This is a genomic window from Bacillus nitratireducens, from assembly GCF_001884135.1.
Taxonomy (GTDB): Bacteria; Bacillota; Bacilli; order Bacillales; family Bacillaceae_G; genus Bacillus_A; species Bacillus_A nitratireducens.
The window spans coordinates 1-14,762 of the sequence record NZ_MAOC01000016.1 but is presented as its reverse complement, the minus strand read 5'-3'; the positions used below and the strand labels follow the sequence as shown (position 1 = coordinate 14,762).

The following is a 14,762-nucleotide window of genomic DNA, read 5'->3' as shown; positions in this document are numbered from 1 at the left end:
CTTGTCCCTGTGAGAGTAGGACGTCGCCAAGCAACTAAAAACACAAGTCTTTTGACTTGTGTTTTTTTTATTTCCCATGAAATAGGCCCGGTTCTGCTAGTAAAAACGCTGAAATATAGTAAGGGATTTTTTGAGCAGAAATATTAAGAAATTGATAAATAAATGGGTAGTCTTCAGAGCTATAGCTTCCAAGTAAGTCATACCACCAATCCGTTTCATACCTAGAAATCATGCTTAAATTATAGAGCAATAAATAATGAACGAGAAGTTCGGGTAATACGGGTTTAGGATTTCTAGGGTCAGTCGTAAGTGGTAAATAATAAGTGTTAGAAAGCTGTTCATAGTATAAAGGAGTACTATACATAGGATTCCATGATTGAATAGGCGCTGAAAAAAACACATTCGATTCATTATCTTTTTCAGGTACGTGTTGTATTGATAAGTGTTTACAGGTTGTTTCGATATAACGAGAAAATCTCTCTTTAGTCATATGTAGTCGATCCAGTATGTTGACTGGAAAGGAGAGCTCATTTTTATTTGTTGAATTGATTTTATATAATGTTGTCCCTTTTTGACTATAGCGAAATAAATGTTGTAACTCAGGAATTTTTCCCAGTAACTCTAACATATTAAACTTTTCTGTTTCCAAGTGTTTCATGTGAAACAGTTGTTCTGCGGCATGAGTAAATAGTCCATTTTTCTGTATTTTCACTTCATCTTCTAAAAATTGATATCCCTGTTTTTTTCGCTTACGGGTCGTCACCCCGTGTGCTAAAACAGTTGTTGATTCTGGATAGTTTGGATTAATGGTTAATAAACAGGCTTTAAAAAGTTGGCCCATTCCATAAAATAGCAACATTGGCTGAATGGAAAATGGAGCTGTCTTATATAATTCATAATAATTTTTACCGTGTTCCAAGTAATAAATAAATGGATAACAATTTTCAAAACTTTTTTTTTCGGCATCTTGAATCGAGGATTTTTCATAACAACGGGCAAGATAATGTTGTACATTTTGAGATGAAAAGAAGAAACTTAATTGCTGCCAAGCACAAGATGTATGATGCATATATTACGCTCCTTTTATTGTCTAAAAATTCTAACATATATATACGTCCTTGACAGTATTTTAACCAATTGATAAGCTACTAATAATAATTTCTGGTATCATGGGGGGAAACAATTATGTGGGAATCTAAATTTGTTAAAGAAGGTTTGACTTTTGATGATGTATTACTTGTACCAGCAAGATCAGATATATTACCAAGAGAAGTAAGTGTTAAAACAGTTTTATCTGAAAGCTTACAGCTAAACATCCCGTTAATTAGTGCAGGAATGGATACAGTAACAGAAGCTGATATGGCCATTGCAATGGCTCGCCAAGGTGGTTTAGGAATCATTCATAAGAATATGTCTATTGAACAACAGGCAGAGCAGGTTGATAAGGTAAAACGCTCTGAAAGCGGCGTTATTTCAGATCCTTTCTTTTTAACTCCAGAACATCAAGTATACGATGCAGAACATCTTATGGGAAAATATCGTATCTCAGGTGTGCCAGTTGTAAATAATTTAGATGAGCGAAAATTAGTTGGTATTATTACAAACCGTGATATGCGTTTCATCCAAGACTACTCAATCAAAATTTCTGACGTAATGACAAAAGAACAGTTAATTACAGCTCCAGTTGGCACTACACTGGAAGAAGCTGAAAAGATCCTACAAAAGTATAAAATTGAAAAGCTCCCTCTCGTTGATAATAACGGTGTATTACAAGGGCTTATTACAATAAAAGATATTGAAAAAGTAATTGAATTTCCAAACTCTGCAAAAGATAAGCAAGGACGCTTATTAGTTGGAGCAGCAGTTGGTGTAACAGCGGATGCTATGCTTCGTATTGATGCATTAGTAAAAGCAAGCGTAGATGCAATTGTACTTGATACAGCTCATGGACACTCTCATGGTGTTATTGAAAAAGTAAAAGAGGTTCGTGCGAAATATCCATCATTAAACATTATCGCTGGAAATGTTGCTACAGCTGAAGCAACAAAAGCATTAATTGAAGCTGGTGCAAATGTTGTTAAAGTTGGTATCGGACCAGGTTCTATTTGTACAACACGCGTTGTGGCTGGCGTTGGTGTACCACAATTAACAGCAGTTTATGATTGTGCGACTGAAGCTCGTAAACACGGTATTCCGGTTATTGCAGATGGCGGTGTTAAGTACTCTGGTGATATGGTTAAAGCTTTAGCGGCAGGTGCACACGTTGTTATGTTAGGTAGTATGTTTGCTGGTGTAGCTGAAAGCCCTGGAGAAACTGAAATTTACCAAGGTCGTCAATTTAAAGTATACCGTGGAATGGGTTCTGTTGGAGCAATGGAAAAAGGAAGTAAAGATCGTTACTTCCAAGAAGGAAACAAAAAACTTGTTCCAGAAGGTATTGAAGGACGAGTACCATATAAAGGACCTTTAGCAGATACAGTTCATCAATTAGTTGGTGGATTACGTGCAGGTATGGGATACTGCGGAGCGCAAGATTTAGAATTCTTACGTGAGAATGCGCAATTCATTCGTATGTCGGGTGCTGGTTTACGTGAAAGCCATCCTCACCATGTGCAGATTACAAAAGAGGCTCCAAACTACTCATTATAATGTCTTATATGTAAATAGACGGAGATTTGATATCTCTGTCTATTTTTTTTTGATTATGTTAGAATAACGGTTATGTGAGTACATAGATATTGGGGGTAGCAAAAGTGAAAGGTATGTTTTGCAAAAGATTCATTGCGTTGGTAACAGTGCTTACAATAGCTTGTAGCATGCTTGTACCATATAGCAATGCATCAGCAGAAACAGGAGCCGCTTTAAACATTGAAGCAGGTGCGGCAATTTTAGTAGAAGCGAATTCTGGAAAGATTTTATATCAAAAAAATGCAGATGAGTTATTGTCAATTGCTAGTATGACAAAAATGATGAGTGAATACCTAGTGAACGAGGCAGTTGCGAAAGGGAAACTAAAATGGGATCAAAAAGTTAAGGTTTCTGAATATGCGTATAACATTTCGCAAGATCGTTCATTATCGAATGTGCCTCTACGAAACGGTGAGTCGTATACAGTAAAAGAGTTATACGAAGCAATGGCAATTTATTCTGCTAATGGTGCAACAATAGCATTAGCTGAAGCAGTTGCTGGAAAAGAAGTAGACTTTGTAAAAATGATGAATGATAAATCAAAAGAGTTTGGATTAAAAAATTATAAGTTTGTAAATTCTACGGGCTTAACGAACAAGGATTTAAAAGGACACCATCCTGAAGGGACAACTCCAGATGAAGAAAATAAAATGTCTGCGAGAGATGTAGCAATTTTAGCACAGCGTCTTATTCAAGATTTCCCTAAAACATTAGACATAGCAAAGATTTCAAAAAAAGTATTCCGTGAAGGTACTCCGGATCGAATCGAAATGCCTAACTGGAACTGGATGTTAAAAGGGTTAATTAAGGAATATGAAGGCGTAGATGGCCTGAAAACAGGATCAACTCCAGAAGCAGGAGATTGTTTCACTGGTACGATTGAAAGAAATGGTATGCGTTTCATTTCTGTAGTTATTAAAACAAACTCTCATACAGCAAGATTTGATGAGACGAAGAAATTATATGATTACGGCTTTGCTAATTTTGAAATGAAGAAAATGTATGAAAAAGGTTCTTCGGTCAAAGGAAAAGAAACAGTAAGAGTGGAAAATGCGAAAGATAAAGACGTAGCAGTTCAAACGAAACAAGCTGTTTCACTTCCGGTGCCAAAAGGAAGTAAAGACGTTTATAAAACAGAATTTAAAGAAGGAAATAAGGGACAAGAAGCACCTGTTAAAAAGGGAGTTTCACTTGGTCAAATGGTTATAACGCCAAAAGATGGTAATGATCCTGGGTTTTTATCAGGAAAATCATTGCAAGTTGATCTTGTAACAAAATCTGAAGTAGAAGAAGCAGGTTGGTTTACACGTTCTATGCGCGGAATTGGTTCTTTCTTTAGTGGTATGTGGAATAGTGCTGTCGATACAGTAAAAGGTTGGTTTTAAAAGCTCCTCATTGTAGGAGCTTTTTCTTATTCCTATTTTTCATACCGACTTTATGAAAAAGTAGTGGACAAGCATCAGATAGTTAGTGGTAGAATGTAAGAGTATTCTTAATTTTCTTCTTTAACGGGGAAAGCAATTCACCTAGGGGGGTTTTTGTACATGACAAATGTAACAGGGACAGAACGTGTAAAACGTGGAATGGCAGAAATGCAAAAAGGCGGCGTTATTATGGACGTAATTAACGCTGAGCAAGCAAGGATTGCAGAAGAGGCAGGCGCAGTTGCTGTTATGGCACTAGAGCGTGTACCTGCAGATATTCGTGCAGCAGGTGGCGTTTCTCGTATGGCAGATCCAACAATTGTTGAAGAAGTTATGGGTGCTGTGTCAATTCCGGTTATGGCAAAATGCCGTATCGGTCACCTTGTAGAAGCACGTGTATTAGAATCATTAGGGGTAGACTATATCGATGAGAGTGAAGTATTAACTCCTGCTGATGAAGTATACCATTTAAATAAACGTGATTACACAGTTCCGTTTGTATGTGGTTGCCGTGATATCGGAGAAGCTGCACGTCGTATTGCAGAAGGTGCATCTATGCTTCGTACAAAAGGTGAACCAGGAACAGGAAACATTGTAGAGGCAGTGCGTCATATGCGCCAAGTCAATGCAGAAATCCGTCAAGTTGCAAGTCTACGTGAAGATGAGTTAATGACATATGCAAAAAATACTGGTGCTCCTTATGAAGTACTACTTGAAATTAAACGCCTTGGCCGTCTGCCAGTTGTAAACTTTGCAGCAGGTGGTGTAGCAACACCAGCAGATGCAGCGTTAATGATGCAACTTGGTGCTGATGGTGTATTCGTTGGATCTGGTATCTTCAAATCAGAGAACCCAGAGAAATTTGCACGTGCAATCGTTGAAGCAACGACTCATTATGAAGATTACGAACTAATTGCAAGCCTTTCTAAAGGATTAGGTAATGCAATGAAAGGTATCGAAATTTCAACGTTATTACCAGAACAACGCATGCAAGAGCGTGGATGGTAATTAAAGGAGATTCTTTAAAATGGTGAAAATCGGTGTACTAGGTCTTCAAGGTGCAGTTCGTGAGCATGTAAAATCAGTTGAAGCAAGTGGTGCAGAAGCTGTGGTTATAAAGCGTATAGAACAACTTGAAGAGATTGATGGTCTTATTTTACCAGGCGGTGAAAGTACAACAATGCGCCGTCTTATTGATAAGTATGCTTTCATGGAGCCCCTTCGTACATTTGCGAAGTCTGGTAAACCAATGTTTGGTACATGTGCAGGAATGATTCTTCTTGCGAAAACATTGATTGGCTATGAAGAATCACATATTGGTGCTATGGATATTACAGTCGAGCGCAATGCGTTCGGACGTCAAAAAGATAGCTTTGAAGCCGCGCTTTCAATGAAAGGTGTGGGGGAAGACTTTATTGGTGTATTTATCCGTGCTCCGTATGTTGTCAATGTAGCTGATGATGTGGAAGTACTTTCTACGCATGGCGATCGAATGGTAGCGGTAAGGCAAGGGCCGTTTTTAGCTGCTTCTTTCCATCCGGAATTAACGGACGATCATCGTGTAACAGCATACTTCGTAGAAATGGTAAAAGAAGCGAAAATGAAAAAAGTTGTATAAGTAACTTGCAACTTGTAAAAGATTATAGTAAATTGATGGTAACAATTTTATAAAATAAGCGTGTTGATAGGAAGTAGTAACAGATGTCGTTTCTTATAGAGAGTCGATGGTTGGTGGAAATCGATAGAAACAGTTTGTGAATCCATCCTGGAATGGAATGTGGAATATCTTTGGATTAGTAAACATTCCCGGTGAAGAGCCGTTATTTCTACTTGAGAGGAAAGCGGTAATGCTTTCAACTAGGGTGGCAACGCGGGTTAACTCCCGTCCCTTTGTATAGGGACGGGAGTTTTTTGTGTTTTATAAAATAAAAGGAGGAGTATATAATGCTTGATATTAAATTTTTACGTACGAATTTTGAAGAAGTAAAAGCAAAATTACAGCATAGAGGCGAAGATTTAACAGATTTTGGTCGCTTTGAGGAACTTGATACGAGAAGAAGAGAGCTACTTGTTCAAACAGAAGAACTAAAAAGTAAACGTAACGAAGTATCTCAACAAATTTCAGTATTAAAGCGTGAAAAGAAAGATGCGGAAGCTCTAATTCTAGAAATGCGTGAGGTTGGAGAAAAAGTAAAAGATCTTGATAATGAGCTTCGTACAGTTGAAGAAGATTTAGAGAGATTAATGCTATCTATCCCAAATATCCCTCATGAATCTGCTCCAGTAGGTGAAACAGAAGATGATAACGTAGTAGCACGTAATTGGGGAGAAGTGAAAGAATTTACTTTTGAGCCAAAACCACATTGGGATCTTGCTACAGATTTAGGGATTTTAGATTTTGAACGTGCTGGGAAAGTAACAGGAAGCCGATTTGTATTTTACAAAGGTGCTGGTGCAAGATTAGAGCGTGCTTTAATTAGTTTCATGCTTGATCTTCATACTGACGAGCATGGATATGAGGAAGTATTACCTCCTTATATGGTAAACCGTGCAAGTATGACAGGAACAGGACAACTTCCAAAGTTTGAAGAAGATGCATTCCGTATTGAAAGCGAAGATTATTTCTTAATCCCTACAGCTGAAGTACCTGTAACGAATATGCATCGTGATGAGATTTTAAGTAAAGAGCAATTACCGATACGATATGCTGCATTTAGCTCTTGCTTCCGTTCTGAAGCAGGTTCTGCTGGTCGCGATACACGTGGTTTAATTCGCCAACATCAATTTAATAAAGTTGAGCTTGTAAAGTTCGTGAAACCAGAAGATTCTTACGAAGAGTTAGAAAAATTAACAAATGATGCAGAACGCGTGTTACAATTATTAGAGTTGCCATATCGCGTTATGAGCATGTGTACAGGAGATTTAGGCTTTACAGCAGCGAAGAAATACGATATTGAAGTATGGATTCCAAGCTATGGCACATATCGTGAAATTTCTTCTTGTAGTAATTTCGAGGCTTTCCAAGCGAGACGTGCAAATATTCGTTTCCGTCGTGAGCCAAACGGAAAACCAGAACATGTTCATACATTAAATGGATCTGGTCTTGCAATTGGACGTACAGTTGCAGCTATTTTAGAGAACTACCAGCAAGAAGATGGTACAATTATAATTCCAGAAGTTCTTCGCCCTTATATGGGAGGAAAAACAGTTATTAAGTAAATTTAAACATTCATCGGTATGAGTGATTGGTAATTATGAGCGCTGTCATTACTATAATGTAGGAGAGGGAAAGTAAAATTTTCCTTTCCTCATAATTTATTTTAGTAGGGTTGACTAACTGTTTTTCTTTTGATATTATATTTGATGTCAATATGGAGGTATACCCAAGTCCGGCTGAAGGGATCGGTCTTGAAAACCGACAGGTGGCGAGAGTCGCGCGGGGGTTCGAATCCCTCTACCTCCTCCAGATATAATTGACAACAGCGCATATAAGTGGAGATTGGAGAACTCGTTACCAACACGTAACGAGTTTTTATTTTAAAACCAATCATAAAGTATGGTGTAAGGCGATTTTGTCCTTATTACACACTCATATTCCGATGATTATCTTCATAGATATGAAAGGAGTCAACATGGATCTTATTATACAAACATTTCCTTTAGATGGAAAAACTTTATATTATGTACAATGTCCTGTCTGTAAGAACAATAGAATTTTAAACAGTGGTGCAAACGTGTCACGCATTATAAGCGATGATACATTCCGTAAACTTTGTGGTTGTACTTGTGATGTAAAACAAGTTGCGAGTAAAGTAGAGGTACCAAAAAAGGTTGAAAAACCAGCTGTAAAGAAAGAAGCAGCTCCAAAACGTACAGGTAAAGTGTTAACAGCAGTAATTAACGGTAAAGAAATGACTGTTAAAGAGATTGCTGAAACATATGATATTAGTACAAGTACTGTTCGTCAGCGTATTAACGCTGGAAAACCTGAGAGTGAAATTATTGCTCCAACAAAGAAGAAGTAATTTAATAGAAAAACCCGTGCATATGCACGGGTTTTTTATTTTACAAGTTTACGTGTTTGCTTTAAAAAATGGCCGATTTTTTTAATGATTGGTTCGATTGAATCGCCATCTTTTAAAATATCGTATTCATTAATGTTTAGTCGTAAAACAGGGCATGAATTAAAGTCATTAATCCAATTTTCGTAACGTCCATGCATCTCTTTCCAATACTCAATTGGTGTTTGTTGTTCCATTGGACGTCCTCGTTCTTGGATACGGTCGACAATATCATCGAAAGAACCTTCTAAATAAATTAATAAGTCTGGGTGTGGGAAGTAAGGAGTCATGACCATAGCATCAAATAAACCTTTGTATGTTTCATAATCAGTTTCTGTCATTGTACCCTTTTCGTGATGCATCTTTGCAAAAATACCAGTGTCCTCGTAAATAGAACGGTCCTGGACAAAACCGCCACCATATTCGAAAATTCTTTTTTGTTCTTTAAATCGTTCTGCTAAAAAATACACTTGTAAGTGAAAGCTCCAGCGTGTGAAATCAGCATAGAACTTGTCCAAATATGGATTAGAATCTACTTTTTCGAAAGATGTACGATAACCTAAAGCGTTAGCTAATGCAGTTGTCATAGTTGATTTACCGACACCTACTGTTCCAGCAATAGTGATAACTGCATCATTTGGTATATCATATTTTTGCCTTAAATTCATTATTATTTCGACTCCTTCAAGAGAGTATTTTGAAGAGCGGATAAGATGACATTTAAATCATCAGGATTTCTTACAAAATCCATGTCGTCTCCATTAAACTTCAATACTGGAATATCTGGATGGTCCTTTTTGAAAGCATCCATTGCTGTTTCGTAATCTTTTGTAAGCTGTAGTAAATAATTTGGATCCATATTTTTTTCGAATTCTCTTCCGCGCATCGCAATTCGTTTTTGTAATGTTTCTAGGCTCGCTGTTAAATAAACGATGACATTTGGTACAGGCATATCTTGAGTAAGGATACGATAAATTTGCATGTACTTGTCATATTGAGAATCTTTTAATGTACGTGATGCAAAAATTAAATTTTTGAATATATGATAATCTGCTACTACAGGCTTCCTTTGATCCAAATACTTTATGTTAATATCCTCTAGTTGTTTGTATCTATTACACAGAAAGAACATCTCTGTTTGAAAACTCCATTCGTCGATGTCTTCGTAGAATTTTCCTAAAAAAGGATTTTCATCAACAATCTCTTTTAGTAAGTGGAGTTGCATGTGAGTTGAAATTTCCTTCGCAAGTGAAGTTTTTCCAACACCAATTGGTCCTTCAACCGTGATAAATGGTACTCCGGTCACGCTGTTTCCTCCTTTCAATCAGTGATTTACCGTGACTACTAAAAACACAAAACAGAATTATTGTAGCACAAGAGGGGGGCGAGCGGACTGATTTGATATAAAAAGTTAGAAAATAGATATGTATTAACTAAATTTTATTTGGGATGATGATACAATATTTGCCTTTAATGTGTTCTCCATTATTTTTAAAGCATGTTCATTATCTTGCTCGTTGTTAGAAGCAATGCAATCCTGTGGTACATAAAGTGTATAATTTCTCATATGAGCGTCATTAGCTGTAAAAAGGATGCATATGTTACCGGCAATTCCTGTTAAGATGAGATTTTCGATTTTTAAATAACCTAATAAAGAATTTAAAGGTGTTTCATAAAAGGCAGAGTAATGTGGTTTAATAAAAATGTAATCGTCAGTATGCGGAGCGATGGCCTCGATAATATTTTTACTATAATCATTTGTACAATGAGTAATAAGTTGATCAATGTCAGACCTCCAAAGTTGATAATGGTCATTGACATAAATTACGGGGTAACCTAAAGACTTCATTGTTTCTTTTAATTGTAGAATAGGATTCTTTATGGTTTCACATTTTTGTGCCAGGATGGGCCCGTGGGAGAATTGAAAATCATTAATCATATCGATAATGAGTAAGGCAGTATTTTTCATATGTAATTCCCTCTCTTTCTTCTTTAGGTTGGATTGAATTTATAAAAGTTATCCCACCTGTAAGGAATGAAAAAGTGTATTTTATTTTTAGCGAAAGGACTATATTATGGATCGAGATATTTATTTTATGCAATTAGCAATAGAGGAAGCGAAAAAGGCAGAGGCGATACAAGAGGTACCAATCGGTGCTGTCATTGTGCTAGATGATGAAGTGATTAGTGTCGCACATAACTTGAGAGAAACTGAGCAGAGATCTATAGCTCACGCCGAGCTTTTAGCTATAGATGAAGCTTGTAAAAAATTAGGGACATGGCGCTTAGAAGATGCAACGTTATATGTAACATTAGAACCTTGTCCAATGTGTGCAGGTGGAATTGTATTATCACGCGTAAAAAGGGTTGTATATGGTGCGAGCGATCCGAAAGGTGGATGTGCAGGTACATTAATGAATCTTTTAACCGATGAGCGTTTTAATCATCAATGCGAAGTGGTGGCTGGTGTACTAGAAGAAGAATGTGGTACGTTGTTAACGAATTTTTTTAGGGAGCTTCGTAAGAAAAGAAAAGAAGCGAAAAAATTAGAGAAAAGTAATACGAACTAACGTATTTGCATTTTGTAAAAAAACAAGTTATACTGATAATGCCTTATTGAAGGCAACCGAATATTGGTTTTAACTTTGCCGTGCTAAGCGGGGAGGTAGCGGTGCCCTATACTCGCAATCCGCTCTAGCGAGGCCGAATCCCTTCTCGAGGTTATGTTGCTGTAAGGTCTGCCTTAAGTAAGTGGTGTTGACGTTTGGGTCCTGCGCAACGGGACCCCGTGAACCTTGTCAGGTCCGGAAGGAAGCAGCAATAAGCGGGTCTTCTCGTGTGCCGCAGGAGTGCCTGAACCGAGCTAACTGCTTGAGTAACGCTTATGGTACGTAATCGACAGAAGGTGCACGGCAGTTATATATGTATACAAAACTCACCTTAATATAAAGGTGGGTTTTTTGTATGGAAAATAACTTTTGGAATCTATAAACAGAATGGGTTATAATAAATGAGATAATAACCTTTGAGGGAGGCCGTATTTTCGTGTCATACCAAGCGTTATACCGAACATGGAGACCGCAAAAGTTTGGAGATGTAGTCGGTCAAAAGCACGTGACAAAAACGTTGCAAAATGCCCTTCTTCAAGAGAAAGTTTCACATGCTTATGTATTTTCTGGTCCAAGGGGAACAGGAAAAACGACAATTGCAAAAGTATTTGCAAAAGCAATTAACTGTGAACATGCTCCGGTAGCTGAACCTTGTAATGAATGTCCTTCTTGTTTAGGAATTACACAAGGATCTATTTCAGATGTATTAGAAATTGATGCGGCTTCAAATAACGGTGTAGATGAAATTCGAGATATAAGAGATAAAGTAAAATATGCTCCAAGTGCTGTGAAATATAAAGTATACATTATTGATGAAGTCCACATGCTTTCTATGGGTGCCTTTAACGCGCTTTTAAAAACGTTAGAAGAGCCGCCGGGACATGTTATCTTTATTTTGGCGACAACAGAGCCGCATAAGATTCCACCGACAATCATTTCACGTTGTCAACGCTTTGAATTTCGAAAAATATCAGTAAATGATATCGTTGAGAGATTATCTACGGTTGTGACAAATGAAGGTACACAAGTAGAAGATGAAGCGTTACAAATCGTCGCACGTGCCGCTGAAGGTGGTATGCGTGATGCATTAAGTCTGATTGACCAAGCGATTTCTTATAGTGATGAGACTGTGACGAGTGAAGATGTTTTAGCTGTAACGGGTTCTGTTTCTCAACAATACTTAGGTAACTTAGTAGAATGTATACGTGAAAATGATGTATCAAGAGCATTACGTATTATAGATGAAATGATGAGTAAGGGGAAAGATCCAGTTCGCTTTATGGAGGATTTCATTTACTACTATCGTGATATGCTTTTATATCAAACTTCACCACAATTAGAACATATGTTGGAACGGGTAATTGTAGATGATCAATTCCGTGCATTAAGTGAAGAAATGCAACCGGAAGTAATCTATGAAATTATTCATACCCTTAGTAAGGGACAACAGGAGATGAAGTGGACAAATCATCCACGGATTTTCTTAGAAGTTGTTATGGTGCAGTTGTGTCAGCAGTTTATGATGCAGGCAAATGGTACAGATCGTTTGCAAGCGATTATGAACAGGATGCAGCAATTGGAGAAAGAGTTAGAGCAAGTTAAAAAGAATGGTGTGCCAGCTGGTGTACAGCAGGAAGTAAGAGAGACGCGTGCGACACCAAAACCAGTACGAACAGGAAGTATGAAAATTCCTGTCGGACGCGTGAATGAAGTGTTAAAGCAAGCAAAGCGTCAAGATTTAGAACAGTTAAAGGCTGTATGGGGTGAGTTGTTAGGAAGACTCAAGTCATATAACAAAGTAGCATTTGCTGTTTTATTAGAAAATAGTGAGCCAGTAGCAGCTTCAGATGATACCTATGTGTTAGCATTTCAATATGAAATCCATTGTAAAATGGCAAGTGAAAATCGAGAAGCGATGGATACGTTGGAACAGACTCTTTTTGAATTGCTAAGTAAAAGGTTAAACATGATTGCTATCCCGAAAAGTGAATGGGGTAAAATTCGCGAAGACTTTTTACAACGCGAAGGCGGGGATTCTGAAGAAAGCCCAGAACAAAAAGAAGACCCTCTTATAGAAGAAGCTGTAAAATTAGTAGGGCAAGAACTTATCGAAATAAAAGAGTAATAATAATTAGGAGGAATTAATTATGATGCGTGGCGGAATGGGAAATATGAATAACATGATGAAACAAATGCAAAAAATGCAAAAAGACATGGCGAAAGCGCAAGAAGAGCTTGGCGAAAAAACGGTTGAAGGTACAGCTGGCGGTGGAATGGTTTCTGTTATTGCAAATGGCCATAAGCAAGTCCTTGAAGTGAAAATTAAAGAAGAAGTTGTAGATCCAGAAGATATCGAAATGTTACAAGATTTAGTGTTAGCTGCAACGAACGATGCACTTAAAAAGGTTGATGAACTTTCAAATTCTACAATGGGTAAATTTACAAAAGGCTTAAACTTACCAGGTGGAATGTTCTAGGAGGATATTGATATATGCATTATCCAGAACCAATATCAAAATTAATCGATAGTTTTATGAAATTGCCAGGAATCGGACCGAAAACAGCGGTTCGATTGGCATTTTTCGTATTAGATATGAAAGAAGACGATGTACTAGGTTTTGCGAAAGCGCTTGTGAATGCGAAGCGAGATTTAGCGTATTGTTCTGTATGTGGACATATTACTGACCGCGATCCTTGTTATATTTGTGATGATTCACATCGAGATCAAACGGTTGTCTGTGTCGTGCAAGAGCCGAAAGATGTAATCGCAATGGAAAAAATGAAAGAGTATCAAGGTGTATATCATGTGTTACGTGGTGCGATTTCCCCAATGGAGGGAATTGGACCGGAAGACATTAATATCCCGCAACTCTTAAAGCGACTGCACGATGAAACGGTACAAGAAGTGATATTGGCAACAAACCCTAACATTGAAGGGGAAGCTACAGCGATGTATATATCCCGCCTCTTAAAGCCGACAGGTATTAAAGTAACTCGTATTGCACATGGTCTACCAGTTGGTGGAGATTTAGAATATGCAGATGAAGTAACTCTGTCAAAAGCGCTAGAAGGCCGCAGAGAAGTATAAGAGGAGAAACAAAAATGTTCTTTCAAAAAAAGGGTAAATTGCGTAAAGAGTACGATGATAAGTTAATTGTACTATTGGAAAAAGTAAAGAATGAATGGTTACGTCAAAAGAGAATGGTTGAACAAAGTGTAGAACCATCTCCAGCTGTACTTTGTTCTTTGAAAATAGCGGAGGCAAAATATTTCTTCTTGTTAAAAGAAGCGAAGCGTCGCCCTGTGAAGATGGAACAATGGTAAAAAGGTCCTGCTTATTGAAGCAGGACCTTTTTAGTTTCTATCTTTAGGTTTGTTGACAGTAGTACAGTGTTAATTGATAGCCGGTATGCCTAGGGTCTGTTTTAGGGGGATGAAGTGATAGGAGTTATGCTTATATGTTCTTTTTTATTGTCTTGTCCCATACAAATAGATATGTATAGGTCATTCATAAGGAGGAAAAAATGAATTCTACAATTATTATTGTTGGTATTCTTTCTTTAGTTTTTATTTTTCTTGTTTTTGGTGTTTCATCCAAACCAATACGTTTTATAGGAAAAGCCCTCTTTCATGTTACTTTAGGTATAGCGTTATTATTCGGAGTGAATGTAGCAGGTTCATATTTTGATTTTCATATTCCAATTAATATAGGAACAGCTACTGTATCGAGTTTATTAGGGGTTCCGGGTGTTGCTGCATTGGTAATTATTAAGCTATATATAATGCCAAGATAAAATTATTTTGGCATTTTTTAAAAAAGCGTTGACTTATTAATCGTTAATATGATAAATTAATAAGCGTCGTCAGGAACGAAAGAAAAAAGTTGTTGACAGATTCAACTCGAAATGTTAAATTATAAAAGTCGCTGAAACGCGATGTTGAACTTTGAAAACTAAACGAAACAAACAACGTGAAACGTC

Annotated in this window: 16 protein-coding genes, 1 tRNA gene, 1 other RNA gene and 1 other annotated feature; of the genes, 14 read left to right on the top strand and 4 right to left on the bottom strand. The window is 37.3% G+C overall.

Annotated features, from left to right (window positions below):
- Positions 1 to 67: 67 nt before the first annotated feature.
- Entirely contained in the window at positions 68 to 1,069 is a 1,002-nt protein-coding gene (locus BAU23_RS04625) for a YaaC family protein (protein ID WP_000546555.1), read from the bottom strand.
- Positions 1,070 to 1,185: 116 nt separating this feature from the next.
- Here BAU23_RS04625 and guaB point away from each other — a divergent pair, with 116 nt between their 5' ends.
- From guaB to BAU23_RS04590, 7 genes are all read left to right on the top strand, one after another.
- Positions 1,186 to 2,649, top strand: coding sequence for an IMP dehydrogenase (gene guaB, locus BAU23_RS04620; RefSeq protein ID WP_000264087.1), 1,464 nt, complete (start codon positions 1,186 to 1,188; stop codon positions 2,647 to 2,649).
- 113 nt (positions 2,650 to 2,762) lie between these two features.
- The gene (locus tag BAU23_RS04615) at positions 2,763 to 4,073 is read left to right on the top strand and encodes a D-alanyl-D-alanine carboxypeptidase family protein (RefSeq protein ID WP_130783309.1); all 1,311 of its coding nucleotides are present in this window, start codon (positions 2,763 to 2,765) and stop codon (positions 4,071 to 4,073) included.
- 159 nt (positions 4,074 to 4,232) lie between these two features.
- Positions 4,233 to 5,120 carry a pyridoxal 5'-phosphate synthase lyase subunit PdxS gene (gene pdxS, locus BAU23_RS04610; protein WP_000186161.1) on the top strand — a complete coding sequence of 296 codons (888 nt, stop codon included), beginning with the start codon at positions 4,233 to 4,235 and terminating at the stop codon, positions 5,118 to 5,120.
- A 19-nt stretch (positions 5,121 to 5,139) separates the two neighbouring features.
- Positions 5,140 to 5,730, top strand: coding sequence for a pyridoxal 5'-phosphate synthase glutaminase subunit PdxT (gene pdxT / locus BAU23_RS04605; protein ID WP_000238776.1), 591 nt, complete (start codon positions 5,140 to 5,142; stop codon positions 5,728 to 5,730).
- Positions 5,731 to 5,784: 54 nt separating this feature from the next.
- Positions 5,785 to 6,005, top strand: a binding site (T-box leader).
- A gap of 51 nt (positions 6,006 to 6,056) precedes the next feature.
- Complete coding sequence (gene serS / locus BAU23_RS04600) at positions 6,057 to 7,331, top strand: serine--tRNA ligase (protein WP_000884178.1); 1,275 nt, start codon at positions 6,057 to 6,059, stop codon at positions 7,329 to 7,331.
- Positions 7,332 to 7,485: 154 nt separating this feature from the next.
- Positions 7,486 to 7,578: transfer RNA gene (locus BAU23_RS04595), tRNA-Ser, on the top strand.
- Between the two features lie 166 nt (positions 7,579 to 7,744).
- Positions 7,745 to 8,137, top strand: a complete 393-nt coding sequence (locus BAU23_RS04590) for a sigma factor-like helix-turn-helix DNA-binding protein (RefSeq protein ID WP_000364207.1) — start codon at positions 7,745 to 7,747, stop codon at positions 8,135 to 8,137.
- A gap of 35 nt (positions 8,138 to 8,172) precedes the next feature.
- Here the strand turns inward: BAU23_RS04590 and BAU23_RS04585 are convergent, their stop codons facing one another.
- The 3 genes from BAU23_RS04585 to BAU23_RS04575 all read right to left on the bottom strand — a co-directional run bounded on the left by BAU23_RS04585 (position 8,173) and on the right by BAU23_RS04575 (position 10,142).
- The gene (locus BAU23_RS04585) at positions 8,173 to 8,841 is read right to left on the bottom strand and encodes a deoxynucleoside kinase (RefSeq protein ID WP_001053582.1); all 669 of its coding nucleotides are present in this window, start codon (positions 8,839 to 8,841) and stop codon (positions 8,173 to 8,175) included.
- A gap of 2 nt (positions 8,842 to 8,843) precedes the next feature.
- Positions 8,844 to 9,479 carry a deoxynucleoside kinase gene (locus tag BAU23_RS04580; RefSeq protein ID WP_000148211.1) on the bottom strand — a complete coding sequence of 212 codons (636 nt, stop codon included), beginning with the start codon at positions 9,477 to 9,479 and terminating at the stop codon, positions 8,844 to 8,846.
- 123 nt (positions 9,480 to 9,602) lie between these two features.
- Entirely contained in the window at positions 9,603 to 10,142 is a 540-nt protein-coding gene (locus tag BAU23_RS04575; protein ID WP_000798735.1) for a cysteine hydrolase family protein, read from the bottom strand.
- Positions 10,143 to 10,248: 106 nt separating this feature from the next.
- Here BAU23_RS04575 and tadA point away from each other — a divergent pair, with 106 nt between their 5' ends.
- The 7 genes from tadA to BAU23_RS04540 all read left to right on the top strand — a co-directional run bounded on the left by tadA (position 10,249) and on the right by BAU23_RS04540 (position 14,576).
- Positions 10,249 to 10,743: a tRNA adenosine(34) deaminase TadA gene (gene tadA, locus BAU23_RS04570; protein ID WP_000373357.1), complete on the top strand. Its 495-nt coding sequence runs from the start codon at positions 10,249 to 10,251 to the stop codon at positions 10,741 to 10,743.
- Positions 10,744 to 10,821: 78 nt separating this feature from the next.
- An RNA gene (gene ffs / locus BAU23_RS04565) (signal recognition particle sRNA large type) lies at positions 10,822 to 11,086 on the top strand.
- A gap of 132 nt (positions 11,087 to 11,218) precedes the next feature.
- Entirely contained in the window at positions 11,219 to 12,907 is a 1,689-nt protein-coding gene (gene dnaX, locus BAU23_RS04560) for a DNA polymerase III subunit gamma/tau (protein WP_000121591.1), read from the top strand.
- A 25-nt stretch (positions 12,908 to 12,932) separates the two neighbouring features.
- Positions 12,933 to 13,259 (top strand): YbaB/EbfC family nucleoid-associated protein, encoded by a 327-nt coding sequence (locus BAU23_RS04555; RefSeq protein ID WP_170957726.1) that lies wholly within the window; start codon positions 12,933 to 12,935, stop codon positions 13,257 to 13,259.
- Between the two features lie 14 nt (positions 13,260 to 13,273).
- Positions 13,274 to 13,870: a recombination protein RecR gene (gene recR / locus BAU23_RS04550; RefSeq protein ID WP_000559167.1), complete on the top strand. Its 597-nt coding sequence runs from the start codon at positions 13,274 to 13,276 to the stop codon at positions 13,868 to 13,870.
- 14 nt (positions 13,871 to 13,884) lie between these two features.
- Complete coding sequence (locus BAU23_RS04545; RefSeq protein ID WP_000466017.1) at positions 13,885 to 14,106, top strand: YaaL family protein; 222 nt, start codon at positions 13,885 to 13,887, stop codon at positions 14,104 to 14,106.
- A 200-nt stretch (positions 14,107 to 14,306) separates the two neighbouring features.
- Positions 14,307 to 14,576, top strand: a complete 270-nt coding sequence (locus BAU23_RS04540) for a pro-sigmaK processing inhibitor BofA family protein (RefSeq protein ID WP_001089266.1) — start codon at positions 14,307 to 14,309, stop codon at positions 14,574 to 14,576.
- The last annotated feature ends 186 nt before the right edge of the window (positions 14,577 to 14,762 follow it).